Origin of the sequence: Actinoplanes sandaracinus (assembly GCF_030009775.1) — a bacterium.
GTDB lineage: Bacteria > Actinomycetota > Actinomycetes > Mycobacteriales > Micromonosporaceae > Actinoplanes > Actinoplanes sandaracinus.
Genome location: NZ_JASCTH010000001.1, coordinates 17,718 through 43,344, shown reverse-complemented (window position 1 = coordinate 43,344; position 25,627 = coordinate 17,718). Strand labels below are relative to the sequence as shown.

The 25,627-nt window shown below is 71.8% G+C and carries 28 protein-coding genes; 13 read left to right on the top strand and 15 right to left on the bottom strand.

From position 1 onward, the window contains the following. Positions 1–147 precede the first annotated feature (147 nt). Positions 148–1,212, top strand: a complete 1,065-nt coding sequence (locus QLQ12_RS00235) for a S24/S26 family peptidase (protein WP_282756191.1) — start codon at positions 148–150, stop codon at positions 1,210–1,212. Between the two features lie 10 nt (positions 1,213–1,222). On the opposite strand, the gene QLQ12_RS00230 is transcribed toward QLQ12_RS00235, so the two are convergent. Both QLQ12_RS00230 and QLQ12_RS00225 read right to left on the bottom strand, forming a co-directional pair. Continuing rightward, on the bottom strand, positions 1,223–1,831 hold the full coding sequence (locus tag QLQ12_RS00230; protein WP_282756189.1) for a hypothetical protein: 609 nt from the start codon (positions 1,829–1,831) through the stop codon (positions 1,223–1,225). Between the two features lie 373 nt (positions 1,832–2,204). Then, positions 2,205–2,858: a hypothetical protein gene (locus tag QLQ12_RS00225; protein ID WP_282756187.1), complete on the bottom strand. Its 654-nt coding sequence runs from the start codon at positions 2,856–2,858 to the stop codon at positions 2,205–2,207. Positions 2,859–2,981: 123 nt separating this feature from the next. On the opposite strand from QLQ12_RS00225, the gene QLQ12_RS00220 reads away from it, so the two are divergent. Both QLQ12_RS00220 and QLQ12_RS00215 read left to right on the top strand, forming a co-directional pair. Beyond that, positions 2,982–3,716, top strand: coding sequence for a signal peptidase I (locus QLQ12_RS00220; RefSeq protein WP_282756185.1), 735 nt, complete (start codon positions 2,982–2,984; stop codon positions 3,714–3,716). Between the two features lie 100 nt (positions 3,717–3,816). Continuing rightward, positions 3,817–4,602 carry a CPBP family intramembrane glutamic endopeptidase gene (locus QLQ12_RS00215; protein WP_282756184.1) on the top strand — a complete coding sequence of 262 codons (786 nt, stop codon included), beginning with the start codon at positions 3,817–3,819 and terminating at the stop codon, positions 4,600–4,602. On the opposite strand, the gene QLQ12_RS00210 is transcribed toward QLQ12_RS00215, so the two are convergent. The 5 genes from QLQ12_RS00210 to QLQ12_RS00190 all read right to left on the bottom strand — a co-directional run bounded on the left by QLQ12_RS00210 (position 4,577) and on the right by QLQ12_RS00190 (position 7,928). Next, positions 4,577–5,242, bottom strand: a complete 666-nt coding sequence (locus tag QLQ12_RS00210; protein ID WP_282756182.1) for a response regulator — start codon at positions 5,240–5,242, stop codon at positions 4,577–4,579. The two genes, QLQ12_RS00215 and QLQ12_RS00210, sit on opposite strands and share 26 nt — an antisense overlap. Further along, on the bottom strand, positions 5,239–6,444 hold the full coding sequence (locus tag QLQ12_RS00205; protein WP_282756180.1) for a sensor histidine kinase: 1,206 nt from the start codon (positions 6,442–6,444) through the stop codon (positions 5,239–5,241). The genes QLQ12_RS00210 and QLQ12_RS00205 overlap by 4 nt, the downstream gene beginning before the upstream one ends. Positions 6,445–6,558: 114 nt before the next feature. After that, positions 6,559–7,068: a hypothetical protein gene (locus tag QLQ12_RS00200; RefSeq protein WP_282756178.1), complete on the bottom strand. Its 510-nt coding sequence runs from the start codon at positions 7,066–7,068 to the stop codon at positions 6,559–6,561. Continuing rightward, positions 7,061–7,561, bottom strand: a complete 501-nt coding sequence (locus QLQ12_RS00195) for a SigE family RNA polymerase sigma factor (RefSeq protein ID WP_282756176.1) — start codon at positions 7,559–7,561, stop codon at positions 7,061–7,063. Before QLQ12_RS00195 ends, QLQ12_RS00200 begins: the two co-directional genes overlap by 8 nt. Positions 7,562–7,694: 133 nt before the next feature. Then, positions 7,695–7,928 (bottom strand): PLAT/LH2 domain-containing protein, encoded by a 234-nt coding sequence (locus tag QLQ12_RS00190; protein ID WP_282756174.1) that lies wholly within the window; start codon positions 7,926–7,928, stop codon positions 7,695–7,697. On the opposite strand from QLQ12_RS00190, the gene QLQ12_RS00185 reads away from it, so the two are divergent. Together QLQ12_RS00185 and QLQ12_RS00180 are read left to right on the top strand one after the other, a co-directional pair. After that, complete coding sequence (locus tag QLQ12_RS00185; protein WP_282756172.1) at positions 7,917–8,204, top strand: hypothetical protein; 288 nt, start codon at positions 7,917–7,919, stop codon at positions 8,202–8,204. The two genes, QLQ12_RS00190 and QLQ12_RS00185, sit on opposite strands and share 12 nt — an antisense overlap. Positions 8,205–8,410: 206 nt before the next feature. Beyond that, positions 8,411–10,678 carry a DUF4153 domain-containing protein gene (locus QLQ12_RS00180; protein ID WP_282756170.1) on the top strand — a complete coding sequence of 756 codons (2,268 nt, stop codon included), beginning with the start codon at positions 8,411–8,413 and terminating at the stop codon, positions 10,676–10,678. Positions 10,679–10,766: 88 nt separating this feature from the next. On the opposite strand, the gene QLQ12_RS00175 is transcribed toward QLQ12_RS00180, so the two are convergent. From QLQ12_RS00175 to QLQ12_RS00165, 3 genes are read right to left on the bottom strand one after another with little or no spacing between them, the layout of a single operon-like run. Then, on the bottom strand, positions 10,767–11,855 hold the full coding sequence (locus QLQ12_RS00175; RefSeq protein ID WP_282756168.1) for an HTTM domain-containing protein: 1,089 nt from the start codon (positions 11,853–11,855) through the stop codon (positions 10,767–10,769). Then, the gene (locus QLQ12_RS00170) at positions 11,845–12,492 is read right to left on the bottom strand and encodes a DUF5819 family protein (protein WP_282756166.1); all 648 of its coding nucleotides are present in this window, start codon (positions 12,490–12,492) and stop codon (positions 11,845–11,847) included. Before QLQ12_RS00170 ends, QLQ12_RS00175 begins: the two co-directional genes overlap by 11 nt. Beyond that, positions 12,489–12,881, bottom strand: a complete 393-nt coding sequence (locus QLQ12_RS00165; protein ID WP_282756165.1) for a thiol-disulfide oxidoreductase DCC family protein — start codon at positions 12,879–12,881, stop codon at positions 12,489–12,491. The genes QLQ12_RS00170 and QLQ12_RS00165 overlap by 4 nt, the downstream gene beginning before the upstream one ends. Positions 12,882–13,011: 130 nt before the next feature. Here QLQ12_RS00165 and QLQ12_RS00160 point away from each other — a divergent pair, with 130 nt between their 5' ends. Further along, the gene (locus tag QLQ12_RS00160) at positions 13,012–14,103 is read left to right on the top strand and encodes an FAD-dependent monooxygenase (protein WP_282756163.1); all 1,092 of its coding nucleotides are present in this window, start codon (positions 13,012–13,014) and stop codon (positions 14,101–14,103) included. A 10-nt stretch (positions 14,104–14,113) separates the two neighbouring features. Continuing rightward, complete coding sequence (locus QLQ12_RS00155; RefSeq protein ID WP_282756161.1) at positions 14,114–15,646, top strand: hypothetical protein; 1,533 nt, start codon at positions 14,114–14,116, stop codon at positions 15,644–15,646. A 27-nt stretch (positions 15,647–15,673) separates the two neighbouring features. Here the strand turns inward: QLQ12_RS00155 and QLQ12_RS00150 are convergent, their stop codons facing one another. Together QLQ12_RS00150 and QLQ12_RS00145 are read right to left on the bottom strand one after the other, a co-directional pair. Next, entirely contained in the window at positions 15,674–16,657 is a 984-nt protein-coding gene (locus tag QLQ12_RS00150; protein ID WP_282756159.1) for a pectinesterase family protein, read from the bottom strand. A 187-nt stretch (positions 16,658–16,844) separates the two neighbouring features. Then, positions 16,845–18,014, bottom strand: coding sequence for a DUF418 domain-containing protein (locus QLQ12_RS00145; protein ID WP_282756157.1), 1,170 nt, complete (start codon positions 18,012–18,014; stop codon positions 16,845–16,847). Between the two features lie 140 nt (positions 18,015–18,154). Between QLQ12_RS00145 and QLQ12_RS00140 the strand changes: the two genes are divergently transcribed. Both QLQ12_RS00140 and QLQ12_RS00135 read left to right on the top strand, forming a co-directional pair. Continuing rightward, positions 18,155–19,366, top strand: coding sequence for a histidine kinase (locus QLQ12_RS00140; RefSeq protein ID WP_282756155.1), 1,212 nt, complete (start codon positions 18,155–18,157; stop codon positions 19,364–19,366). Continuing rightward, complete coding sequence (locus QLQ12_RS00135) at positions 19,363–20,013, top strand: response regulator (protein ID WP_282756153.1); 651 nt, start codon at positions 19,363–19,365, stop codon at positions 20,011–20,013. Before QLQ12_RS00140 ends, QLQ12_RS00135 begins: the two co-directional genes overlap by 4 nt. A gap of 85 nt (positions 20,014–20,098) precedes the next feature. Here QLQ12_RS00135 and QLQ12_RS00130 read toward each other — a convergent pair whose 3' ends face one another. After that, complete coding sequence (locus QLQ12_RS00130) at positions 20,099–20,695, bottom strand: NAD(P)H-dependent oxidoreductase (RefSeq protein ID WP_282756152.1); 597 nt, start codon at positions 20,693–20,695, stop codon at positions 20,099–20,101. A 231-nt stretch (positions 20,696–20,926) separates the two neighbouring features. Between QLQ12_RS00130 and QLQ12_RS00125 the strand changes: the two genes are divergently transcribed. Together QLQ12_RS00125 and QLQ12_RS00120 are read left to right on the top strand one after the other, a co-directional pair. Continuing rightward, positions 20,927–21,727 carry a hypothetical protein gene (locus QLQ12_RS00125; protein WP_282756150.1) on the top strand — a complete coding sequence of 267 codons (801 nt, stop codon included), beginning with the start codon at positions 20,927–20,929 and terminating at the stop codon, positions 21,725–21,727. Then, complete coding sequence (locus QLQ12_RS00120) at positions 21,724–22,320, top strand: hypothetical protein (RefSeq protein ID WP_282756149.1); 597 nt, start codon at positions 21,724–21,726, stop codon at positions 22,318–22,320. Before QLQ12_RS00125 ends, QLQ12_RS00120 begins: the two co-directional genes overlap by 4 nt. Here QLQ12_RS00120 and QLQ12_RS00115 read toward each other — a convergent pair. Then, positions 22,243–23,409: a 4-hydroxybenzoate 3-monooxygenase gene (locus tag QLQ12_RS00115; protein ID WP_282756148.1), complete on the bottom strand. Its 1,167-nt coding sequence runs from the start codon at positions 23,407–23,409 to the stop codon at positions 22,243–22,245. The two genes, QLQ12_RS00120 and QLQ12_RS00115, sit on opposite strands and share 78 nt — an antisense overlap. Before the next feature lie 40 nt (positions 23,410–23,449). After that, the gene (locus QLQ12_RS00110; protein WP_282756146.1) at positions 23,450–24,199 is read right to left on the bottom strand and encodes an IclR family transcriptional regulator; all 750 of its coding nucleotides are present in this window, start codon (positions 24,197–24,199) and stop codon (positions 23,450–23,452) included. Between the two features lie 75 nt (positions 24,200–24,274). Between QLQ12_RS00110 and pcaH the strand changes: the two genes are divergently transcribed. Both pcaH and pcaG read left to right on the top strand, forming a co-directional pair. Next, positions 24,275–25,036: a protocatechuate 3,4-dioxygenase subunit beta gene (gene pcaH, locus QLQ12_RS00105; protein WP_282756894.1), complete on the top strand. Its 762-nt coding sequence runs from the start codon at positions 24,275–24,277 to the stop codon at positions 25,034–25,036. Next, on the top strand, positions 25,033–25,596 hold the full coding sequence (pcaG, locus tag QLQ12_RS00100) for a protocatechuate 3,4-dioxygenase subunit alpha (protein WP_282756145.1): 564 nt from the start codon (positions 25,033–25,035) through the stop codon (positions 25,594–25,596). The genes pcaH and pcaG overlap by 4 nt, the downstream gene beginning before the upstream one ends. The last annotated feature ends 31 nt before the right edge of the window (positions 25,597–25,627 follow it).

The window sequence follows — 25,627 nt, the reverse complement described above, 5'->3', positions numbered from 1 at the left end:
CGCGGGGAATGCCGATCGGACCCGTAAAGGGTCGAGAAGGGCTGTCCAGTGCGTACCACCCGGTTACTTTGTTGCGAGCTGGCGGACTGCCGCCGGGACCGGGCCTGGTCTCTGCTGACGGCATCGGCGCGGATGACGCTGTGCCTGTTGCTCCTGGCAGCGACCCTGGGGCCGCTGATGATGTCGGTCGGCTGGTTCAGCGTCGTGGTGACGTCGGGATCGATGGCGCCGCACTATCGACCCGGCGACCTGGTCGTCGCCCGGCCGGTCGACGCGGCGGGCCTCCATCCCGGCCAGGCGGTTCTCGTGGAGAATCCGGCCGAGCCCGGCGGGCTGCTCCTGCACCGGATGATCCGCCACAACGCCGACGGCACGCTGGTCACCAAGGGCGACGCCAACGCGGCGGAGGACACCGCCGCGGTACCCGCCACCGCGGTTCGCGCTCTCCCACGGTGGCGGGTGCGGTACATCGCGCTGCCCCGGCTGTGGGTGCGTGAGGGAGCGTATGTGCCACTCGTCCTCACCGGTGCGGCACTGGCGGCCCTGGCCGTGGTCGCCGCGTCATCGACCGCGCCGGGACGCCGGCTGCCGCCCGGCGACAGGTTCGAGCCGGAATTCCGGGGGCTTCGAGAACGACTGCCGTCCGCGTTCGCAGCGGTCTCGATCCTGGCGGTGCCGCTCCTCATCCGCCTGCCGGCGGTGGAGGCCGTGTACGTGTCGACCAGTAGCACCGCCAGCGACTCGTTCACCACCGGCACCGTCACGTTCGGCGCCAACTCTCCGGCCGGTGCGATCATCACCGCTACCGGGGCCACGCCGGGCAGTTACGAGCGGCGATGCGTACGGGTCAGCTATACCGGGTCGCTGCCGGCCCTCGTGCGCCTCTACGTCCCGGCGGGCGGCATCACCGGAACCGGCCTGGCCCCGTACCTGGCCCTCCAGATCCGATCCGGAACGGGGACCGCGGCCAACTGCTCGGACTTCACCGCCGCCACCAACGACTACAACGGCACCGGCTACAACGCCGCCGGTCTGCGGGACCTCACCAAGACACTCGCGACACTCGGCACCGACTACGCCACCGGCGCCGGCGGGTGGAACGCCGCGTCCGGGACCACCCGTACCTACGAGGTGTTCTGGATGCTGCTGCCCAACAACGACGCCGCCAGCCTCAACGTCACGTTCACCCTGACGTGGGAGGGACGCAGCTAGGCCGGTCGGCTCAGGCGTTCCGTGCTTCCCAGGTGAAGGTCACTGTCGAGCTCAATCCTCCGGAAGCGTTCGACGTTCCCTTCGGCAACAGCCAGGAGAGCCGGTACCAGCGGGAGGTTCCGGTGGCGACGTTGGACCACTGGGTCGCCGTCGCGTCCCCCCAGTTGGCCGGCAGACCGTTGAGGTAGGCGCTGTTGTTCGGGCTCGCCCCGTAGATGGTGGAGCTGGTGGCGTAGCTGGCGCAGTTGTTGTTGGTGGCGCTGCCACCCACGTCGACGGTGAAGAGAACGTAGGGGGCCAGGGTGCCGGTGACCGTGGCGTACATCCGGATGTTGGCCGTCGCCCCGGTGTAGGAGACCAGGACACACTTGGATCCGCCGTTGCTGGCGGTCGAGGCCGCGTACGGGCCGGCGACACCCGGCAGGGTCAGCGCCAGCAGGGTGTCGTCCGGCATCAGGCCGGTCAGGGCGCCGAACACCACCTGCCCCTCCTTGTCGGTGGTCACGTTGACCCCGCCGGCGGCGGTGAAGGAGTCCGGAGCGGTGGTGCTCGTGTCCGAGAACGCCCCCTCGGTGGAGAGCCACACCAGGCCCAGGCTGGTCAAGATGCTGACGGGCATGATCGCCGCAGTAACGAAGCGGCGCAGTCGACGCTCGGTGGTTTCGTGAGGTTTCGGCACGTTCCCCCCTCGCACCTACGGCCGGATCACGCCGCGACCGATCGGATCAGGCGAGCCCGACGCTCGGGTTGATCCTCTGACCATGGTGTCAAACCTGCCTGGAGGATTCGGCGGCTTGCGGGAAGCCCGCGGCGAGAAGATGAGGTGGAGGCTGAAGCCGGTTGCCGATTCGCCGACTCCGGACGGGGTTGGCCGTTAGAGTTCAAGGTGATCGGGAGCACACCGGAAGCTCTGAGCCGCACGATCAACGCGCCCAGGGCCAGCCGCGCGGATCTGCGGCTGGCCCTGGGGCGAAACGGTGTCTCGCGGATCGTCAGCGGGCTTCCCAAGTAAATGTGGCGTCGCTGGTCTCGCCGGCTGCGGTGCTCATGGTTCCGTAAGGCAGCAGCCAGGAGATCCGGTACCAGCGGGTGGCGTTGTTGGCCGCGCCGGCCCACTGGGTGGCGGCGGCGCCGGTCCAGTTCGTGGGGAAGGTGGAGAGCATCGTGCTGCTGTTGTTGCTGGTGGCGAAGACGGCGCCGCTGCTGACGTAGTTGGCGCAGTTGTTGTCGGTGGCGCCGCTGCCGTAGTCGACGCTGAACAACATGTAGGTTGCCAGGTTGCCAGTGACGTCGGCGTGCATGCGGATATCCGCGGTACCGGCGCGGTTGGTGATCTCGACGCACTTGGATCCGCCGTAGGCCGCCCCGCCGGCGCTGTACGGGCCGGTGGGAGGCAGGACCAGGGCGGTCAGGCTGGCGTGCGGCTCCAGGTTGTTCAGGGTTCCGAAAACGTTGGCACCCTCCAGGTCTGCCTCAACGTCGAGCGAGACGTTGCCAGCGTTGAACTGGTCGGTCGACGTGGTGGTCTGGTCGGCGAATGCCGCCTCGGTCGATTGCCAGACAAGTGCAGAACCGAGGAGAACGCTCAGCGGGATCAGGGCGGCCGAGATGCGGCTGCGGCGGGTGCGGTCGGCGGCCTTAGACAAGAGGAGCTCCCTGCTTCTGGACCGGGACATCCTGTCCCAGTGTTTGACAGCCTCTAGTTCGGTAGGCCTTGGTCCGACTTAAGGGTCTGGAAGCTTTCTACTTCAAGAAAAAAGGCGGCGGCGTTGGCTGATCACGCCAGTGAAGAAGACGTGACCAGTGAGGCGGCCGCGCCGGCTGACGACGAATACCCCTCGCGCGGCGCGCGGATCCGCTCGTGGGTGCGGTTCGCCCTGATCAGCCTGGCTCGAGGCGTCCTGGCGACGGTCGCCGTCACGGTCCTCTGGACGGTCCTGCCGTTGGTGATCGGCTGGAGCAGCGCGGTCGTCACCTCCGGCTCCATGCTGCCGCGAATTCGCCCCGGCGATGTCGTGGTAGCCCAGCCGTTCTCGGGAGGCACCGTGGAGCCTGGCCAACCGATCCTGGCCGAGAACCCCGATAAACCCGGCCACCTGATCATGCACCGTGTCGTGGGCCGGAACCCGGACGGCACCTTGGTGACCAAAGGTGACGCCAACGAGCAGGAGGACTCCACGCCGATGCCCCTGGCCTCGGTGAAGGCTCGCCCACGGATCCTGGTGAGATATGTCGGGCTGCCCGCCCTGTGGTTCCAGCAGGGCAGGTACCGGGAGGTGTCGATCTTCGTCGCCGGCGCCGGCCTCCTCGGGATCGTCGCGACCCGGCGCCACGAGGTCGACCATGTCACCTCCGAGGACGAGAACCCGGCCGAGGCGCCGATCCCGACGGAAGCGGCAGACGCCCCGGAGCCGCAGGACCACACGGAACCGAGCGATGGGCGACCCGCACCGGATGACGGCGACGCCGCCGCGTCCTCCGGCGGTGCTAGCACCGGCGGCTGAGGCGCCGCCCGCCGGGCGGAGAACTTCCGATCATGGGTGGAGGGAAGCGCGTCGCGAACCGCGAACACTGGGCGAACCCCGTTCAGGAAAGCAGGTTCCGTTGTTCGCAAACCTCTCCGGCCGTGCTGCCGCGGCCACCTTCATCGTGCTGGTCCTGGCGATGTCCGCGGCCACGGCGACCATCGCGGAAGGACTGATTCTGGCAATCTCGCCCGCGATCGTCGTGCTGCTGATGATGCTCGTCGTGACCAGGGAGGGCCATTCCCGCGCCGGCTGGCGCCGGCTCGGGCTCGGCTCGCTCGGACTGCGGTCCTGGCCACTCGCGTTCCTCACGACCGCGGGCGTCTCCCTGCTCGCCGTCGGCGCGGTGGTCCTCCTCGGCTTCGCCCGGTTCACCACACCGGACGGCGCGTGGCGCGGCGACCTGCTCGCGCTGTGCGTCACCGGGCCGGTGCTGGCCCTCGCCGAGGAACTCGGCTGGCGCGGTTACCTGCAACCCCGGCTGGGCTTCCTCGGCGAGCGGGCCGCGATGCTGGTCGTCGGCCTGGTCTGGGCCGCCTGGCACGTGCCGTACATCGTGTTCACGCCGTACTACCACGCCGACGGGGCACGGTGGCTGGTCCTTCCGCTGTTCACCGGCTCGGTGATCGCCTTCTCGTTCCTGATCGGCCGGCTCCGGACGATGTCCGGCAGCGTCTGGCCGGCGGTGCTGGCCCACTTCGCGCACAACGCCTCGTTCGCGATGCTGAGCACCCATGCCATCACGACCGACCGGCCGGTGCTGGTCAACGAGTACCTGGCCGGCGACAGCGGCCTGTTCGTGCTGCTCGGCACTGCCGGATGCATCGCGCTGATCGCGTTCAGACGATCGTCTGCGCCACGATGACCGCCTGCACCCGGTCGCGCAACTCGAGTTTGCGCAGCACCGACCCCAGATGGGTCTTGACGGTCGACTCGGCCACGCACAGCCGCGCCGCGATCTCCGCGTTGGTCAGTCCCAGACCGACCGCGGCCAGGATCTCCCGCTCCCGCGCGGTGAGCCGGTCCAGGCCAGTGGGCGCCGGCCGGGCGGCCGGCTCCGGCGGCGGGGCGGCCAGCAGGAAGGAGTCGATCAGCCGGCGCACCAGGCGGGGCGCCACCGGCGCGTCACCGGCCGCGGCGGCCCGGACCGCCGCCACCAGCTCGGCGGCCCCCGCGTCCTTGAGCAGGTAGCCCGCCGCGCCCGCCCGCAGCGCCGCGACCAGCAGGTCGTCGGCGTCGAAGGTGGTCAGCATGACCACTCGCGGCGGATCCGGAAGGGCCATCAGACGCCGGGTGGCCTCGACGCCGTCCATGCCCGGCATGCGAATGTCCATGAGCACGACGTCGGCGCGCAGCTCAGGGGCGCGCAGGCGGTCGATCGCCGTCCGCGCGTCCCCGGCCGACCCGACGACCAGCAGATCGGGCGTCGCGCCGAGAATCAGCTCGAAACCGGTGCGCACCAGTTCCTGGTCGTCGACCAGGAACACCCGGATGGGCCCGCTCACCGGCCACCCACCGGGATCGTGACCTCCACCAGGAAGCCGTGCCCCGGCCGGGGACCGGCCGTCAGCACACCGTCCACCTCGCTCAGCCGCTCACGCAGCCCGTTCAACCCATGGCCGGACTTCGCCGCGGACGGCGCGGGCGTGGGCGGCCCCGGACCGTCGTCCTCCACACGCACCCGGACGGCGTCACCGCCGCGCTCCACCGTCAGCCAGGCGTTGGCGCCGGCGCCGGCGTGCTTGAGGACGTTCGTCAGCGCCTCGCGGATCGCCCGGAACACCGCGAGCCGGACCGCGGCCGGCATCTCGTCGAACCAGGCGTCGATCCCGGTGACCTGGACCGGCAACCCGGCGGCCCGCACCGACTCGATCAGCCGCCGCACGTCCTCAAGGTTCACGGCGGCACCGGGCGGTTCCCCGGCGGACTCCGGCTGGTGCAGCATCTCGATCACCCCACGCACCTCGGCGAGGGCCGTCCGGGCCGTGCCCGCGACGGTGGCCAGCACCGCACCGGCGTCGGCCCGCTCCCACGCCGGCGCGTGCCCGGCGGCGTACTCCCCGGCATCGGCCTGCACGATCACGACCGTGAGCGAATGGGCCACGATGTCGTGGATCTCCGCGGCCGCCACCATCCGCCGCCGCTGCGCCGCCAGCCGTTCCTCCTGCAGCCGGTTCTCCTCCAGGCGGATCCGCGCCTCGTACAGCGCCCGCGTGTTGGCACGGCCGCCGCGCACCAGCTCCCCGATCACCCAGATCAACACCGAACAGACCGCCAGCGTCACCCCGATCACCAGCGCGTTGCGCGCATACTGCGGCGGCGTGCTCCAGCGGAACCCGCCGGCCAGGCTGCCGGCCACCGCACACCCCAGAGCGAGCAGGCGTACGCCCAGCGAGGCCACCCGCGCGGCGACCGTGTAGACGACGATCGCCTGAGCGGCGTTTCCCGGCAGCGGAATCGGCACCACCAGCAGTTGTACGGCGAACGCGGCCGCCGACCAGCCCAGCACCAAGGCCGGAAACCGTCGCCGGAAGACCAGCGCGACGATGCCGGCAGTGGCCACGGTCAGGCCGGTGGCGCCCGCGACCAGGGCGCTCGCCGGCCCGCAGACCACCCAGGTCAGGCCGGTCAGCGCGAGGTCCAGCCGTAGCGGTCGCTCCCGGGCCCAGCGATCGGCGCGGGCCGCGAGGAACGTGCGTTGCTCCACTGTCTCCCCATCGCCGTCCGCGAGGCCTGCCCTGATCCCGGCGGCGGTGCCAGCCTAATGATCAACCGCCACCCGGCGCCGGCTCGGCCCGCCCCGATGTCACCGCACCCGATGTCACCGTACGTGGCAGCCGACGTCGACGCCGTCGAGCCCGCCGTCCGGCACGACGACATCGTCCCGGGTGCGGCAGGTCGCCGTGTCGTGTCCGGCTCGTGTTCCGGTGACTCGATACCGGCCCGCCGGGATCGACAGACTGAACCTGCCGTCCCCGGCGACCTCAGCCGACAGGACGGAACCGTCCACCGCCTGGAAATGGACCGTCCCCGCGACGCCGTGGGGTTGCGTGCCCATCGGCCCGCCGACCTGCCGCAGCGTTCCGGAGACCGTCGCGCCCGGCGCGTTCGTCAGCGGCTCCCGGACGATCCCCGGACGATCCGGCGGCCGGACGTCGTCAGCGATCTGTGCCGAGCCACCCACCACCGCCGCGACGGCCGCCACGACGCCGAGGGCCGCCCCGCGCCGCCGCCGCCGGGCCCGGGCCGTGAGCAGTTCGGCGAACGCCGGCGCCTGTGCCGGCTCCCGCCGTTCCGCCTCGGCCGCCAGCAGTTCCCGGATGTCAGACATGCGAGATCTCCTCACGCAGCAGGGGACCGAGGACGACGCGTGCCCGGCTCAACCGCGACTTCACGGTGCCCGGCGCGACCCGCAGCTCCCGGGCGATCTCGTCGACGCCGAGCCCGACCAGGTAGTGCAGGACGACGACCTGCCGCTGGCCGGTGGAGACCCTCCGCAACGCCCGGGCCACGTCGACCTGATCGGCCTCCGGCGACGGCTCGTCGCGTGGTGGCCCGTGGCGGGTGAGCGCCTTGAACATGTTGCGGGCCTTGCGCCGCCGGTTCGACGACAGCCGCAGAGCCACCGTCCGGACCCACGCCTCGGGCGACTCCAGCCGCGACACGTGGTCCCACCGGTCGAAGGCCTTGAGGAACGCGTCCTGCACGCAGTCCTCCGCCTCCGCTCTGCTGCCGGAGACCAGCGCGACCACGCCGACCAACCGTGCATAGCGGGAGCGGAAGAGTGCGGAGACGGCCTCCGAGGCGGGGGACGAGTGGCTCATACCCTTCATCAACCCCGGCGGCGCCCGCCGGTTCCCTCCGTACGCGGATTTCTTCGCCACGCGGTCGCGCGTGACCCGATCAAGGATTGCCGGAGGGCCGGGACGTCCGCCGGTGTCCCGGCCCTCCGGTGTGTCAGGAACAGGTGAACCGGTGCTGGATCGAGTCGGTCTGCCCGAACCACCGGTTGACCGGGCAGACGTAGACCCTGCCCTCGGACTCGTCGTGGACCTGGACGTACTCGAGGTACCAGGCGTCCCGCTCCGGCGCGCTCTTCTGCACGGTGACGGTCCGGACGATGCCGAGGGATTCCCCTCGCTTCGAGGGGAGCGTGTACGGGTTCGCCTTCTCGGCACGGTGGACGTCCACGTCGGCGACGAGGTCCGGCCGGTGCCCGGGCTGCGGCGCCAGGCGATCCTGTCGGTGCTGGCGCTGAACGCCGGCACGGCCGTCAGCGCCGAGCGCCTGATCGATCGGCTGCTGGCCGGGCGAGCGCACCTGCACGCGGCGACCGCGCTCGCGGCGGACGGCGGCGTCATCCGGGCGCGGCAGGAGCTGGACCGGGCCCGGGCGCTGTTCGCCTCCTGCGGCGCCGCGCTCTTCATCGACCAGGCCGACCAGGCGGAGCAGCGGCTTCTCACCTGACAGCCGCGGCCGCGCGGATGCCCGCGTCCGCTCGGTTCAGCCCGCCGCGCCTGCCCGATTCGGCCCGCTACGCGACGGATCCGCCGGTCGGCTATCCCGGATTTCTGCCAATGCTCGATCGTCGCGGCGGTACGGACCCGTCCCAGCGTAGAAATCGAGGCGCATTCGCCCTACAGTGTGCGAACCAAGTAACCGAGGAGGCTTCTGTGGCCGACCTGCCACCAGAGCAACGAGATCCGGCGGACACGGCACGGCCCGTGGCGGCGGGCCCGACCCCCGACGTCACCGCGGTTCCCGCACCGGCACCCCAACTGCTGGTCATGCCGCCGGCCGATGCGGTCCCGTCGATGGTCTGGCCAGGGCCGGACGGCGAGCCGGCGTGGGCGATCCCCGTCCAGATTCCCTCTGGCACGCGGGGTTACGCGGTGTTCCTCCCGATGATCCCGGTGCAGTCACCTGCGCCGTCGTCGACCACCGCTCCACCGGCTCCCGCCCAGCCGTCGGTACCGCAGGCCGCCGCCAAGCCGGCCGCGTCGCCTGCTTCCGCCCTGCCGGCGGTATCCCAGGCCGCCGCCAAGCCGGCCGCGTCGCCTGCTTCCGCCCTGCCGTCGGTACCGCAGGCCGCCGCCAAGCCGGCCGCGTCGCCTGCTTCCGCCCCGCCGGCCACCGCCGGCCCGGCCGGCAGCGAGAAGGCCGCGCCGGAAGCCGAGGTGAAGACCGCGGCCGCGGCTGTGCCCGCCGGCCACCCGTGGCCGTCCGGCGCGCCCGCGGCGAGTGGACCCGGCGTCCCACCGGCCGGCCGGCGCGAGGGGCCTGCCGCCGCGGCGCCGGCGCAGGCTCCGCCACGGGTGGCACCGGTCCCGGCCGCGCACCCCGCGGCGCGGCACCAGCCTGTCCCGGACGACCCTCGACCGGCCCCGCCGCCGCTCGGGGTCCGCCCGTACGGTGGGGTGTACCAGCAGCAGCCGACCGCGTGGCAGAAGTTCCGCGAGAAGCACTGGCCCGGCCCGGCGAAGGCGCAGAGCCGTGCCGTCCCGGCCGGCGTGCTCGCCGGCGCGCTCGGCTTCGTGGTCTTCCTGCCGCTGGACCGGGTGGGCATCGGCTGGTTCCTCGGCTGGCTCGCGCTGACGCTCGGCGTCGTGGGCGCGGTCCGGCGTTCCGCGGACCTGTCGCGCTCCGAGCGGTGGATCCGCTCCGGATGGGCGGCGGCCGCGCTCGCCCTGCTCCTCGTCCCCGCGTTCCGGAACGCCTGGTGGCTGGTGACGTTCAGTGTCCTCGGCGCGTTCGGATGCGCGGCGCTGGCCATCGTGGGCGGCAAGCAGGTCCGGTCCATCCTGTTCAGCCTGGTGGCGGCCCCGTACGCGGCGTTCCGCGGCATCCCGTGGGTCCGCAAACACCTGCGGGCGAGCCGGAACCCGGGAATGGCCCGGCGGGTCGTCTTCTCGGCCGGCCTCACGGTCGTGGTCCTGCTCGTCTTCGGCGCGCTGCTGTCCTCGGCCGACGTCGCGTTCTCGACGTTCCTCGACAGGGCCGTGCCCGACCTCGACGTCGGCTCGGCGTTCCAGTGGATCTTCCTGGCCGTGGCCGGCGGTCTGATCGCGGTGTCCGGCATCTACACGCTGTCGGCGCCGCCGACGACGTCCAGCCTGGACACCGAGGGCCGGGGCCGGTTCGGGCTGGTCGAATGGGCGCCCGCCTGCGCCGCGCTGGTGCTGCTCTTCGGTGGTTTCGTGGCCGTGCAGTTCACCGTGCTGTTCGGCGGCCACCGGCACGTGCTGAAGACGGCCGGGCTCAGTTACGCGGAGTACGCCCGCAGCGGCTTCTGGCAACTGGTCGCCGTCACGCTGCTGTCGCTGGCGGTGCTCGCCGCCCTGGCCCGCTGGGCCCGGCGGGAGGAGCCGGCTGAGCGGCTCGCGCTGCGCGTCCTGCTCGGCCTGCTCTGCGGGTTGAGCGTCGTCATCGTGGCGTCGGCGCTGACGCGCATGTGGGCCTACCAGAGGGTCTACAGCTTCACCGGTGAGCGCATCTTCGTGATGGCGTCCGAGATGCTTCTCGGGACCATCTTCGTGCTGATCGCGGTGGCCGGTGTCAAGTGGCGGGGCCGCTGGATCCCGGGGACCACCGTCGGTCTCGCCGTGGTGATGCTGCTCGGCCTCGCGGTGCTGGACCCCGAGGGTTATGTGGCCAGCCGCAACGCTGTCCGCTACCGCGACACCGGCAAGATCGACGCCTGGTACCTGCGGGCGCTCTCCGCCGACGCGACGCCGGCGCTGACCCGCCTGCCCGACCCGGTGCGCCGGTGCACGCTGAGCTGGATCGCCGAGGATCTCAAGGAACCCGACCCGTGGTACGCGTGGAACCTCGGCCGGTCGCGGGCCCGCGAGGCGCTCGCCGCCCTGGGCCCGGCCGCGGTCGGCAACCGCGCCGACTGCCGTGCCGCCGATCAGTTCGATCTGCCCAAGAAACGCAAGTAACGCGTTTCTCCCCGGCACGCAGCCGCGGGTCCGGCGTCCGCTTCGGCGGCGCCGGCCTCGCGGCTCCGGCTTCTCCGGGGGGTGGGTTTCAGGGCGTGGTCAGCGCCGGTGTGCCCGGCCCGCGCCGCCGTGCGCGCAGGGCGCGCCAGAGCCGGGGGACCGACCGGAAGAACCGGTCGGGCAGGAACACCGCGTCCCCGAGGATCATCACGCCCGAGAAGACGGGCAGTCCCAGGAGGACGGCGATGCCCAGATGCATGCCGACCAGGATGGCCAGGACGACGTACTTCACCTTGCTGAACAGGGTGAACGGGAACGCGACCTGCACCAGCACGGAGAGGTAGCTGGCGACGCCGACCATGAGCTGATGGTCGTCCACGAAGTCCGACAGCGCGGGCCACGGCCGGAACAGGTCCGAATGGAGCACGTAGTGCAGGGCGGTCCCATTGGCCCACAGGTCGCCCTGCACCTTGTAGAGGCCCGCCGCCCCGTAGAGGATGCACATCTGGGCCATGATCACCAGCATGGCGCAGTTGTGCAGGACCGTCGCCGTGAACCGCCGGGCGATGCCGGCCGCCGCCCACCGGCCCGAGGGTTGCGCGCCGGCCGGCCGGGACGCCACCGGCGCACGCCGCCGGGCCCGGCGCGCGTCGAGGGACCAGCGCCGGCCGCACGCGGTGAAGACCAGGTAGACGGCCATGAGGAGCGCCAGGTTGTCTCCACCGTCGCCGATCAGCACGTTCCGGCCGTAGAACGACGCGACCACGATCGCGAACAGGACCGACACCGCCCGGGTCCGCCAGCCGAGCGTGAACAGGACGGCCGTCAGCAGCGCCACGACGTAGCAGAATTCGAAGTACTGCCGGCTGTCGGACAGGGTGAGAAGGCTGAACCAGCCGGTCTGGTCGAACGTCTCGCGCGCCAGGGCCGGTGTCCACGGCGACTCCGGGCCCCAGATCTGGTGACGGTGCGGGAACTCCCGGACGAGAACGACGGCGTAGAGCAACCCGTACCCGATGCGCATGAACGCCGCGGCGTACAGCGACAGCGGCCGCTCGGTCAGAACACGGTAGGCGCCGTCGATGTGGCTCCTCAGCCGTCCGGTGGTCGTGGCGTCCGGCGCGACAGCTGCCCGGTCAGGCGTGAGCGGTACGCGGGAAGTCTGGTCAACTGCCATCGGGTGTCACATTCCACCAGGGCAGAAGCCTGGTATACGGCTCGGTCGAATAGGTCGGCGCCGGGCCACCCGTATCCGGGGGCGCGATCCACTGCGTGACGGACTTCAGCCGGATCATCTGGTACGGGCGCGAACTGTGCGCGGCGACCCGTCGCACGGCGATGTTGCGCAGATACCGCTGCCGGGTGAGTGCCCATGCGTCGTGGGAGATCTCGTCCTCGCCGTGCGTGGCCACGTAGGAGTCCCAGGCCCGGCGGAGCATGTGCTGTGTCGTACGGCTCGGGTAAGGGTTGTGCCGGGTGTCGGCCTTGTCGACGGCGCTGATGTCGAACCAGTCGCTCACCTCGCCGCCGCCGTCCGCCGTCATCGTCCCGGTTCTCGCGAAGATCTGGGTGCGGGTGGCGTTCGGGTTCGGGGCGAAGAGCATCCAGTTCTGCTCGAACAGCGGAGAGATCCACCCCCTGATCTGCCGGTCGTAGCGCTGGGAGACCGGGTTCGACGGGGCCACGTGCAGGAACACCAGCGTCACGTGGGCGACGGACACCGCCACGCACACGGCCGCGACGGCGCCCATGGCCACCCGCAGCGCCCGCGGCGGGTTCGGTGTCGCCGCGCCGTCACGCGCCCGCGCCGTCACCGCGTTCGTCCGGGCAGCTCGCGCTGGGCCTGCGGCAGCGAACACGCCGCGGTGCCGCCGGGCAGCAGATGGCGATGCTCGGCCACCCAGTGGTACACCGGCCAGGCCGCGAGCCGCACCGGCCGCCACTGCAGCGCGGTCCCCGCCAGCCGCCACATCCGGCCGGCGTCGCGCAGCAGAAGGGCGATGGCGTCCGGGCCGGCGGCGGTGTTCTCGCCGACCCACTGCACCGCCTTGTCGCACTGCTCGACGGTGAGACCCAGGGCGTCGAGGTCGGCGAACTGCCACGGCACCAGCCGGGCGCTGGTCGGTATCCGGCGGCCGATGAACTCGGCACAGGCGGTACAGAACGAGCAGTCACCGTCGTACACGAAGGTCGGCGCGGCCATGATCCTCATTCCAAGAGCTTTTAACCGACTTTATCCCTTTCGTACGCCAGGTCAGCGCCTCCGCAGCCGTCGGCGCGTCATCGGTGACGCGGCGCGGCGCGGTGCCGGCTCACCTGGCTACAGTCACCGCATGAGTGGGCGGAACGCGGCGATCATCGGGGGCGGCATCGGCGGGCTGGCCGCCGCCGTCGCGCTGCGGCGCACCGGCTGGGACGTCACGGTGTACGAGCGGGCGCCCGGCTTCACCGAAGTGGGCGCCGGGATCTCGCTGTGGCCGAACGCGCTGCGGGCGCTCGACCGGCTCGGCCTGCTCGCGGACGTGCTGGACGTGGCGGAGAGGGAGGCCGCCGGTGGCGCGAAGGACCGGCGCGGGCGCTGGCTGACCCGGGTGACGTCCGACGAGCTGGAGCGCCGGTTCGGCTGTCCGCTCGTCGTCCTGCACCGGGCCGACCTATTGAAGGTCCTGCTCAAGGCGTTGCCCGGTGAGGTGCTCCGTCCCGGGGTGACGGTGACCCGGGCGCCGGAGGCCGACCTCGTGGTCGCCGCCGACGGTCTGCGCAGCACCACCCGGGCCGGGCTGTGGCCCGACGTCCGGCCGAGGTACGCGGGGCACACCGCCTGGCGCATGGTGACCCGCCCCCTGCCGGCCCTGGGCGAGGGCGCGGTCGTGTGGGGCCGGGGCGAACGATTCGGGTACGCGTCGCTGCCCGGTGGATCGGTGTACTGCTTCGGCACGGCGACGGTGCCGGAGGGAGGCGTCACACCCGGTGGCGAACTTCCCGAGGTGCTGCGCCGCTTCGGGGCCTGGCCGCAGCCCATTCCGGCTCTCCTCGACGCGGTGCCGGCCGAGGCGGTGCTCCGCCATGACCTCTACGACCTGCCGCCGCTGCCGTCGTTCGTGCGGGGCGCCACGGTGCTGCTGGGCGACGCCGCGCACGCCATGACCCCCAGTCTCGGGCAGGGGGGATGCCAGGCGCTGGAGGACGCGGTGGTGCTGGCCGACTGCCTCGCCGGCGTCGCGGACGTGCCGGCCGGGCTCGCCCGGTACGACGCCCTGCGCCGCCCCCGCACCCAGGCGATCGTCAGCCGCTCGGCCCGGCTCAACACGATCGGGCAGATCGGCTGGGCGCCCGCGGCCGCGATCCGGGACCTGGTCGCCCGGCTCACTCCGGCCGCAGTGGTCCTGCACTCCATGGCACCAGTGATCGGCTTCCGTGTGTGATCATGGCCGCGTGCCGGACTGGACCTATCATCCGCTCCGCTCGACAGCTGCCCGCGTGCTCGGCCGGCGGCGTGCCGAGCGGGCGGCGCTGCATCTGCTCGCGACTCTGACGTCGCGGCCCGCCGGAGCGCGCGCCGTGTCGGCCGTGTTCGCCCATCGGGTCGCGCCTCCCGGGCTGGCCCACCGGCTCGGCGCGACGGTGCCCGTCCGTCACGCCCGTGACGCCGTGCGTGCCCTGCCCGTCCAGGGCGCCGGGGTGATCGAGATCGGACCGGTGACGCAGAATGACGTCCCGGCCGTGCGGGCGGCCGTGGCGGGCCGGACGTGCACGGTGTTCGCCCGGACCGCGGATCCGGCGGTCGCCGCGGCCCTCGAACCGTATGTCGACCGCGTCATCGTCGATGCCGAGCCGGCCCGTTCCGGGTCCGCGGACGGCATCGTGCGCCTCACCGACCCGGCGATCGGGGCGGCGCAGCGGGCGCTGGCCGACCGGAGCGCCGTCGTGCTGGCCACGACCGGTGTCCTCGTCGCCGCGGGACCGGGATGGTTCCAGCGGGTCATCGAGGTGCAGACGCCGTCCCGGCCCGCCCCCGGCCTGCGCGACGCCGGCCGCGACCCGCGCCGCTGGCCGGCCTGGTTGTGGGGCCTGCTCGTGGGAGCGGGGATGATCGGCGCCGGCATCGGCGCGGCGATGATCACTCTCGGGCCGGTCCTGCTCTGGTACGACAACGACTACCTGGGCATGCGCCGCGAACAGCTGACGGCGCTCAACGAGCGCCTCGTGCCGTTCCTGCAGCACGACCGGGTCACCATGGCCGGCACGATGATCGCCATCGGAGTGCTGTACGCGGGACTGGCCTGGGGCGGCATCCGGCAGGGCTGGCCCTGGGCGCGCACGTCGTACCTGCTGTCGGGGGCGGTCGGATTCCCCAGCGTCCTGTACTTCCTGGGCTCGGGCTTCGTCGAGCCGCTGCACACGGCCGTCACGGTCGTGCTGTTCCCGATGTTCGTGCTGACGGTCGTCCGCCGCCCGGACGCGCCACGGTGGACGCTGCTCCCGGACGGGCCGGAGCCGCAGCGCCGGCGGGCGCTCATCGGACAGCTCCTCATGATCGTCACGGGCCTCGGCCTGCTCACCGGTGGCCTGGTCGTGTCCGTGGTCGGCCTCACCGATGTGTTCGTCGCGACGGACCTGGGCTTTCTGGGCACCCACGCCGCTCCGCTGCTGGAGGGGAATCCCCGCCTCCTGCCCTACATCGCCCACGATCGCGCCGGATTCGGCGGCGCCCTGATCGCGGCGGCGCTGGCCATCATGACGCTCAGCGCGTGGGGATGGCGGCGAGGCAGCGGATGGGTGTGGTGGACGCTGGCCGGGGCCGCCGTGGCGGGCTTCCTGCCGGCGGTCGCGGTCCACATGGTGATCGGCTATACCAGCGTCGAGCACCTGGCGCCGGTCTACCTCGGGATCGCCTTCACCGGCGTGGCGCTCGCGCTGTCCCGCCCCTATCTGTGCGTCAGGACGGTTCCGGCGGGAAGCCGCTGACGGTCGCCGGGTTTCCGGCCGGACGCCTCACTGGACCGGATTCCAGCCGTCGGAGCCGGCCAGGTACTTGGCGGAGGTGTAGCCGGCGGCGGTGGACGCGCTCATCTGGGGGCGGTCGGTGGTGCCGTTGGTCTTGCCCGCGCCGGTGTTGTTGTGCTCGGTGAAGCGGCAGGTCCGCCAGGACCAGCCGCTCATGTCCTGCCAGGCGCCGGACTGGCGGATGTGGGCGCCGATCGTCGAGTCGCGGATCAGGACCTGGCCGATGGCGTCGGAGGCGTTGCCGGCGTGCCAGCAGCGGCCCAGGGCGACCGTCTGCGCGGCGGCCGGGCTCTTCAGAACCGATCGGGTGATCAAGATGCCGTAGCGGTTGCTGTCGTCGGTGGCGGCCGCCGTGATGTAGCCGTTGTTGGAACTGTTCCGGTTGACGGATTCGATGGTGCTGCTGTCGATGACCACCGCCCCGTTGCCGTAGATGAAGTCGACCGCACCCGAGATGTAGGACTTGTAGACGTACTGCCGGATCTGTGCGGCGCCGGTGCCGCCCCAGGACAGGAAGGTGTCCTGGTGGCCCAGCATCCGCACGTTGCGGTAGACCTGCCGGTCGCCGGCGGCGTAGACGGCCAGGGCCTGACTGCCGGGGCCGTACGTGTTCTGCATGGTCACGCCTTTGATGGTGCTGTTCGGCGCCAGATTGTGGACGGTGGCGCTGCCCGCGGCGCCGGCGGTGGACTGCGGCGTGCTGCCGGTGATGATCACGTCGGCGGAGGCGCCGGTGGCGCCCTGGAGGGTGATGCCGGACTTGTTCGCCGGGATCCTCACCTGGCCGTGGTACGTGCCGGCCTTGATGGTGATCACGCCGCCGGTGGAGGAGGCGGCGATCGCGGCCTGGATGGTGGTGTAGTTGCCGGAGCCGTCGGTGGCGACGGTGAACGAGGTCGCGGCGACCGCCGGCTCGGGCACGGCGAGAACGGCTGCCGCGAGGACTGCGACAGCGGTGGCGGAGCGGGGCATGGGGATTCCCTCCGGGTTGTCGCACGGGGATTCGACCTGGGGGTAAGCGCTTTCCCTATACGCTCGAACCTAGATCAGACATAGTCATGTGTCAATGTCGTGAACGTGCTTTCCAGCCCCGGCATCGATTCGTCGGCTTGATCGCTGTCACCACCGAGCCGACGAATCGGTCATCGCCGTGGAAGAACTAGCGGACCGGCTGGGGCCGTCGCTGGGGTAGCTGCCACGCCCAGTGCCAGGCGATCTCGAGCGGGCCGCGATCGAACCGGCGCAGCCACCAGCCGGCCGCGACGACGAGACCGGCCGCCACCGCCGCCCAGGCGACGGGCGGCCACCACGGGCGCAGCTCAGCGAAGCGCCCCGCCAGGCCGAGTCCCCAGCCGTAACAGAGGGCCGCGCAGATCAGGTTCTGCAGGACGTAGCAGGACAACGCCGTGCGGCCCACGTCGGCGAGCCGCCGCCGGCCCTGACCGCCGGAGGTCCGCAGCAGCAGGCTGGTCACCACGGCCAGCAGGCCCAGCGCCACGAGCGGGCCGCACACGTACCGGTCGACGAAGAACCATCGCGGCCCGGCGAACGAGGTGAGCAGGTTCAACGGCAGGCCGATACCCAGCCCGACGACGGCCAGCCGGCCGCGCAGCGACCTCCCCGCCGGCCCGGCGGTGAAGACGCCGGCTCGCAGCAGCCGCGAGCCGGCCAGGAACAACAGGACGGTGAGGGGGATGATCAGGATGGATTCGGAGCGGTACAGCCACACGCCCTCGATCCGGGCGGCGACCTGCTCCGGGTAGCCACCGAGGCGATACAGGTCCGCGCCGCCGGGCACCGCGGCGTCACTGCCGCCGCCGTCGACGCCGGCGACCGTGAGCAGGCCGATGAAAGCCAGATGGAGGGTGGCCGCGACGGCCATGCAGGCGCGGACCGCCCGGTCGCTGCGCCCCACCATGCCGGCGATCAGAATGGAGACGAGGGCGTACGCCATCAGGACGTCCCACTCGAAGATCAGCAGATAGTGCAGCGCCCCCTCAGCCAGCAGCAGCACGGCCCGCCACAGGTACCAGCCGGGCCAGCGCCGCCCCCGCCGGAGCGCGGAACGGTACTGCAACTCCAGTCCCACCCCGAACAGCAGGGTGAGCAGCGCGAGGAACTTGCCGTTGCTGACCATGCGCAGCAGCGTCTCCACGACACCGGCCGACTCGGGGGGAATGAGCGCCCCCGCCGGCCCGCGCGGATCCGTGAAGATCCAGATGTTGGTGCCGAGAGTGCCGAGGATCGCCACACCACGCAGGACGTCCAGCAGTTGGATCCGGCTTCCGGCCGCCACCGGCGTGGCGGTTGCTTCATCAGGGACCGTCATGGTCGACATCCCATCCCGGATCCGGTCCACCGGGGCAGCCCGGAACGTCGGTGCGGGGGCGACGAAAGTAGCATCGGGCGCCCTCGGTTCCTACTTTCGTCGGGGACAGGGCGTGCGGCGGTGTCGTTACCGTGTTGTTCATGCGGCGACCCACTGAAAGCTCCCGGCGCCACATCGCCTGGGACATCGCTCTCGCGGTGAGCGTGGCGGGCACCGACACGTGGCTGGCGATACGTCATTGGCATCTCGACACCGGATACGGCAGAGCGCTGCTGGTGGTGCAGGCGATCGTCCAACTCGGACTCGTCCTGCGCCGCAGGGCGCCGGAGGCGGTGCTCGGGGCCATCGGCGTGGTGGCGCTTCTGCAACTGATCCCGCAGCTGGTCGTACCCGGCTTCATCTGGGCCGTCGACGTCGACCCGGTCTGGGTCGTCACACCCGTCGGCAGCGCGTACGCGATCTACGCCACCCTCGTGTACGGCCACCGCCGGCGACTCGGCTGGGTTCTGGTCACCGGTGTCACGCTGTTGGCCGTCCGGCCGTGGCAGCCGCACGTCACCGTGGTGACGCTCGGGCTCGTGATGACGGTGATGCCCGCCCTCCTCGGCATGTGGGTGGCGAGCCGCCGGAAGCTGTTGCGGGCGCTGGCGGAGCGCGTCGAACGTGCCGAGAGGGAACAGCACCTCTTGGCGGTGCAGGCGCGAGCCGAGGAGCGCGCCCGGCTGGCCCGCGAGATGCACGACGTGGTGACGCACCGGGTGACGTTGATGGTGCTGCAGGCCGGAGCCCTCGGCGTGTCGGCCACCGACGAGGGCACACGACAGGCCGCCGAGGAACTCCGTACGGCCGGCTGCCAAGCCCTCGAAGAGCTGCGCGATCTGGTGCGGGTGCTGCGTTCACCGGCCGGCGAGGACGGGGCGGTCCACCGGGAGCCGTCCCCGGTGGCGCTGCCGGACCTGTCCGAACTCGTCGAGCAGTCACGATCCGTCGGTGTCCCGGTGGAGGTGGTGCAGGAGGGCGTCCCGGTCGCGGTCGCGCCGGTGGTCGGGCGCACCGCGTACCGGCTCGTTCAGGAGGCGCTCACCAACGTCCGCAAACACGCCCCGGGCGCGGCGGTGCGGGTGGAACTGGGCTACAGTGCCGACCGGATCCGGCTGAGCGTGACCGACACCGGGTCACGCCGGGCGTCCGACCCGGTGCTGGCCACGGCCGGCTCCGGGAGCGGCCTGATCGGCCTGCGGCAGCGGGTGGAACTGGTCCACGGTGAGCTGACCACCGGCCCCCGGCCCGACGGCGGCTACCGTGTGGCAGCGACCCTGCCGGTGTGTGTGCCGACGGAGGGAATCCTGTGATCCGCGTCGTGGTGGTCGACGACGAGCCGATGGTCTGCGCCCATCTGCGGACCATCCTGAGCGCGGCCGACGACATCCGGGTCGTCGACGAGGCGTTCGACGGAGCGGCGGCGGTGGAGGCGGTCATCCGCCACCGGCCGGACGTGGTGCTGCTCGACCTGCGGATGCCCGGAGTCGACGGGCTCACCGCGCTCGGCCGGATCGCCCGGCTGACACACCGCCCGGTGGTGGTGGTGCTGACCACCTTCGACGCCGACGAGTACGTGCTGCGGGCACTGCGGGCCGGCGCCGCCGGATTCCTGATCAAGTCGACCCGGCCGGAGGACCTCACCGGTCTGATCCGCGTCGCCGCCGACGGTCACACGGTCCTCTCCCCGGAAGCCACCCGAGGACTGGTGGCCGCCGCGGGCCGGGAGGAGGTGGGCCGGCGCCGGGCACGGCAGTTGCTGGGCGAACTGACGCAGCGCGAGATCGACGTCCTGACCTGCCTCGGCGAGGGGCTGCCGAACGCCGGCATCGGGGCGCGGCTCAGCCTCACCGAGGCCACGGTCAAGGGCCACGTGTCACGGTTGCTGGTGAAGCTGGACTGCGCCAACCGCACCCAGGCCGGGCTGCTCGCCCGAGAGGCCGGCCTGATCTCCACCTGACCGCCCAACCCCATCCACCCCACAAGAGCCCGGGTCCGGATTCGGCCCGGGCTGCTGTCGACGCCCGCCCTCGGTGCCGGTTCGGTCAGGTGCTGTTCGTGTGGCCGGGCCGGGCGGTGGAGCGGGCCAGTTCGGTGGCGCGGCGCAGGTGGGTGGCCTTGAGGGCGGCCCACCCCGCCGGATCCGCATCGCGCAGGACCGCGCCGCCCAGCACGACGAAGTCGGAGGACTCGGCGCGGGCGCCGATCCGGTCGGTGAGCATCGTCGTGCGCATGGCCCGGTGCACGCCGGACGCCTCCAGATCGGCGACCGGGTAGCCGGCCGTGCAGAGCACGATCGCCCGCCGCGCCACCCGCAACCGCATCGGCTTGTACGCCCACCCGGCCGTCCACACCCGGTCGAACCAGCCCTTGAGTATCGCCGGACAGTCCGCCCACCACACCGGATAGATGAACGCCCACACGTCGGCGGCGTCCAGTCGCGTCTGTTCGGCGGCGACGTCGCCGGGGACCGGGCCGGCGGCGGGGCGGCTGTACTCGGCGGGTGACATCGCGGCCTCGAAGCCGGTCGCGTAGAGATCCGTCAGCGTGTACGACGTGAGCCCGCCCAGGAACGCGTCGAGCACCTCCCGGGTGAAGCCTTCCGGCGAGGGGTGGGCGTAGACGACATGGACGCTGCTCATCCGGCCGATCGTCGCATGCCCCCGGCACCGGCGGCGGCGACGGGTGGTCACGGAGGGGACGGCCTGGGAACCGGAGGTCCGGTGACGGCCGGCCCTGCGGTTGGTGACGGGCGAGAAGGCGTACCGGAGAAACGGTTTCGACGCCGCCGTGAGCGAGGGGAACGTGCAGGGGGTTGGGCCGGCGTGCGGAATCGGTGATGCTCCTTGTGGGTTCACCGTTTCTCTTGTGAGGTGCGAATGCAACCGGTGCTGCGCAGGCTCGATGAGATCGCCGCCGTTCTGGCGGCCCGGGACGACACGGTCGCGTTGCTGGGCCTGGGTTCGTGCGGCGCCCAGCCGGCCCGCCTGGACGAGCATTCCGACCTGGACTTCTTCGTGATCGTCGACGAGGGGGCGAAGTGGCGTTACCTGGACCGGGTGGACTGGCTGGAGGCGCCGGCGCCGGTGACCTACCGGTTCGCTCATCATCGGAGCGGGCGCAAGGCGCTGTACGCCGACGGCGTCTTCGTCGAGTACCTGGTGCTGACCGCCGGAGAGCTGTCGCGGGTGCCGTTCTCCGGGGCGCGGGTGGTGTGGCGGCGGCCGGGCGCGCCGGTGGATCTGGCGCACACTGGGCCGCCGGTGCCGCGGCCGCCGTTCGACACCGAGGAGTTCCACCTGAACGACGCGCTGGTCAGTCTCTACATCGGGCTGCACCGGGAGTTGCGCGGGGAGCGGCTGTCGGCGGTCCGGCTGATTCAGGGCCGTGCGGTGGACGGGGCGATCGCGCTGCTGCGGCTCGGCGGTGGGGAGCCGCCGTACCGGGACGCGTTCGAGCCGGCCCGGCGGGTGGAGCGGGCCTATCCGGTGGAGGTGCTGCCGCTGGCCTCGATGGTGCCCGGTTACGGCGGGAACGTGGCCGCGGCCCGGTTCACCTTCGAGTGGCTGTGCCGGCGCCGCACGGTGCCGGCGGGGATCGGGGACGCGATCCGGGAACTGATCCGTTCGGCTGATGTTCGTCGATCTCCGGAGAGGGGAACGTCGACCGGGTGACTCAGGTCGTTCCCAAGTGGCGTGCGGTCGTTCTGGACTTCGTGGAGCGGGCCGGCTGGTCGGCCGGGCAGGTGTTCGTCGCGACGCTGCTGGCCGGCGGCGTCGGCTCGGTCATCGACCTGCCGTGGAAGTACTCGCTGACCTTGGCCGTCAGCGCGTTCCTCTCCTCGGTGGTCCTCACCGCCGTGCAGTACCTCTCCAAGCAGACCAACCTGGCGTTCTGGCCCGACCTGCTGACCCGGCTGGCGAAGACGTTCCTGGCGTCGCTGTCCGGTTCGATGGTGGCGGGCGTCTTCGACATCACCACGTTCGACTGGGAGAGCGCCTTCAACGTCGCTTTCCTGGCCACCGGGGCGTCGTTGGCCAAGGGACTGCTGGCCCGGGAGCCGGCGGCGCCGAACGGGCAGGTGCCGCCCGGCGCCAGCCCGTCCACGCTGCCGACCGGCACCTATCGGGAGGCCGTCGACCATGCGCCGCCGCCTCCGACGATCGAGGCGACCGGCCCGCCCGACGGGCTAGTAGCCGATGGGCAGGCCGGCGTAGTTCTCGGCGAGCCCGGTGGCGCCCGCCCGGCTGCCGGCGACCCAGCGTAGTTGGGAGAGCTGCAACTGCGCGTCGAACGGGTCGCCGGAGGTGTGCAGCATCGTCGTCATCCACCAGGAGAAGTGGGTGCACCGCCAGACCCGGCGCTGTGCGTCGTCGGAGTAGCGGTCGGCGAGTGTGTCGTTCCGGTCGGCGATGGAGGCGACCAGCGCCTTGCTGAGCAGCGCCACGTCGGCGATCGCCAGGTTGAGGCCTTTGGCGCCGGTGGGCGGGACGATGTGGGCGGCGTCGCCGGCGAGGAACAGGTTGCCGTGCCGCATGGGCGTCCGCACGTGACTGCGCATCGGCAGGACGCTCTTGTCGGTGATCGGGCCGGGGGTGAGTTTCCAGCCGTTCTGCCCGTGCCCGAGCCGGGTGGACAGTTCCTCCCAGATCCGGTCGTCGGACCACGACTGCGGATCGGTGCCGTTCGGGACCTGCAGGTAGAGGCGGCTGACGGTGGCCGAGCGCATCGAGTGCAGGGCGAAACCGTCCGGATGCCAGGCGTAGATCAGCTCATCGGTGGACGGGGCGACGTCGGCGAGGATCCCGAACCAGGAGTACGGGTAGACCTTCTCGTAGGTCTGGGCCGCGGGCACGGCCGCGCGGCTCGGGCCGAAGGAGCCGTCGCACCCGGCGACGAAGTCGGCGTCGAGACGCCGGGCATGCCCGGACTCGTCGGTGAAAGTGACGTAGGGCCGGTCTTCCAGGGAGTGCAGCGCCACATCGGAGACCTGGTAGTGGATCTCCTGGTCGTCCGCCTTCCGGGCCACGACCAGGTCCTTCTGCACCTCGGTCTGACCGTAGACCCACACGCTGCGACCGGTCAGATCCACGAAGTCGAGGTGGTGCCGTTCGCCCGGCCACTGCAGGTAGATCCCCCGGTGCTGGTCGCCCTCGGCCCGCAGCCGCGCCCCCAGCCCGGCCGACTCGAGCAGTTCGACGCTGGAGTGTTCCAGGATGCCGGCGCGGATGCGGGCCGCGACGTACTCCTCGGAGCGGGTCTCGATGACGACCGAGGACACCCCGCCCTGAGCGAGCAGATGGGAGAGAAGCAGGCCGGCGGGGCCGGCGCCGATGATGGCGACCTGGGTACGCATGCCCTCAGCGTCCTCATGGAGGCCGTCCGGTAGCAAGACCTCATTTCCACTCAACGGAAGCCGGGCCGGCAAGGGTGCGGCTGATCCCGTGCGCCGCCACCTGCAGCGCCGACACCAGCCGGGGCAGTTGCCGGCGCAGATCGGGCACCACCATGCCGAGGGCCGCCACCACGGTCTCGCCGTTGCGCACCGGCACCGCCACCGAGCAGGCGCCGAGGCTCATCTCCTCGCCGGTGGTGGCGTAGCCCTCGGCCCGGACCCGGCGCAGCTGGTCGAGCAGGCGGGCGGGCTGGGTGACGGTGTAGGCGGTGATCCTGGTCAGGTTCTGCAGCACCTCCAGGCGTACCTCCTCGGGGGCGTAGGCGAGCAGCACCTTCCCGACCCCGGTGGCGTGCATCGGCAGTCGTGATCCGACCCGGCTGACCACCGGCACCGACACGTGCCCGGCCAGCCGTTCCACGTAGAGAACCTCCAGGCCGTCCCGCACGGCGAGGTGCACCGTGGCCAGAGTCGTCCCGTACAGGTCGTGCAGGAACGGGGAGGCGGCCTGGGTCAGCCCGCTCTGCACCGGCGCCAGGAGCCCGAGTTGCCAGATCCGGCGGCCGATCACGTAGTCACCGCCCGGCTCGCGGGCCAGCGCGCCCCACCGGTGCAACTCGCCGACCAGCCGGTGCGCGGTGGCCAGCGGAATCCCGGCGCGGCGGGCGAGCTCGGTCAGGCAGAGGCTGCGGTTCTCGCCGTCGAAGGCCCCGAGAAGGGCGAGCGCGCGGGAGGTGACACTGTCGCCCACTTCTGGCACCTTCCACTCAGTGGAAGAGGATTATCGCCGAGGCGAGCGATTCCGCCTAGCGTCCGGAGCGTGAACATGGAGCTGTCACAAGCTGACATCAACACCGAGATCGAGGCGGCGGCCCAGCGGCCGGGCGGTCCACAGCCGAAGCTCGACTACCCGCCGTACCGCAGTAGCATTCTGCGGCACCCCAAGCAGCCGGCGCAGCTGATCGACCCGGAGGCGGTGGAGCTGTGGGCGCCCGCGTTCGGGCACCGCGACGTCGCCGACGACGAGGCCGACCTGACCATCCAGCACGCCGGCATCCCGATCGGCGAGCGCATCGTGGTCTCCGGCCGGGTCCTCGACGGCGACGGCCGCCCGGCGGCGAACCAGCTCGTCGAGGTGTGGCAGGCGAACGCGGCCGGCCGGTACCGGCACCAGCGGGACCAGCACCCGGCCCCGCACGACCCGAACTTCACCGGCGTCGGGCGGATGCTGACCGGTCCGGACGGGTCGTACCGGTTCCAGACCATCAAGCCCGGCCCCTATCCGTGGCGCAACCACGTCAACGCGTGGCGGCCGGCGCACATCCACTTCTCGATCTTCGGCAGCGAGTTCACCCAGCGGGTGGTCACCCAGATGTACTTCCCGGGCGACCCGCTCTTCTCCCTGGACCCGATCTATCAGTCGATCACCGACCCGAAAGCGCGGGACCTGCTGATCGCCCAGTACGACCACGACCTGACCACCCCGGAGTGGAGCACCGGCTACCGTTGGGACATCGTGCTCACCGGCACCCACCGCACTCCGCTCGAATCAGACGTTCCCGTTTCCGACGTTGAGGAAGACGCATGAGCGCGGTTCCCGGCCAGACCGTCGGCCCCTTCTTCCACCTGGGCCTGGAATATCCCGGCATGAACGAGCTGGTGGTGCCCGGTCACCCACGGGCGGTCCGGCTGCACGGCCACGTCTACGACGGCGACGGCGCCCCGGTGCCCGACGCGGTCCTGGAGATCTGGCAGGCCGACCCGCAGGGCCACATCCCGCGCCAGCCGGGCTCGCTGCGCCGCGACGGCTGGACCTTCACCGGCTGGGGCCGCGCCGCCACCGAACCGGACGGTCACTACCAGTTCACCACCCTCGAACCCGGCGCCACCGAACCCGGCAAGGCCCCGTTCTTCGCGGTCACCGTCTTCGCGCGCGGCCTGATGGACCGGCTGTTCACCCGCGCCTACCTGCCCGGCGACGACGGCGCGCTGGCCGCGGACGCGCTGCTGAGCGCGGTCGGCCCGGACCGCCGCGGCACGCTGATCGCCACCCGCGAGCCCGACGGCCTCGTCTTCGACGTGCGTCTGCAGGGCGACGGCGAGACGGTCTTCCTCACCTACCCCCGCGTCCGCGACGCATGGGCCTGACCCGAAGATCTCGCCGGGTGGTGGCGGGGCA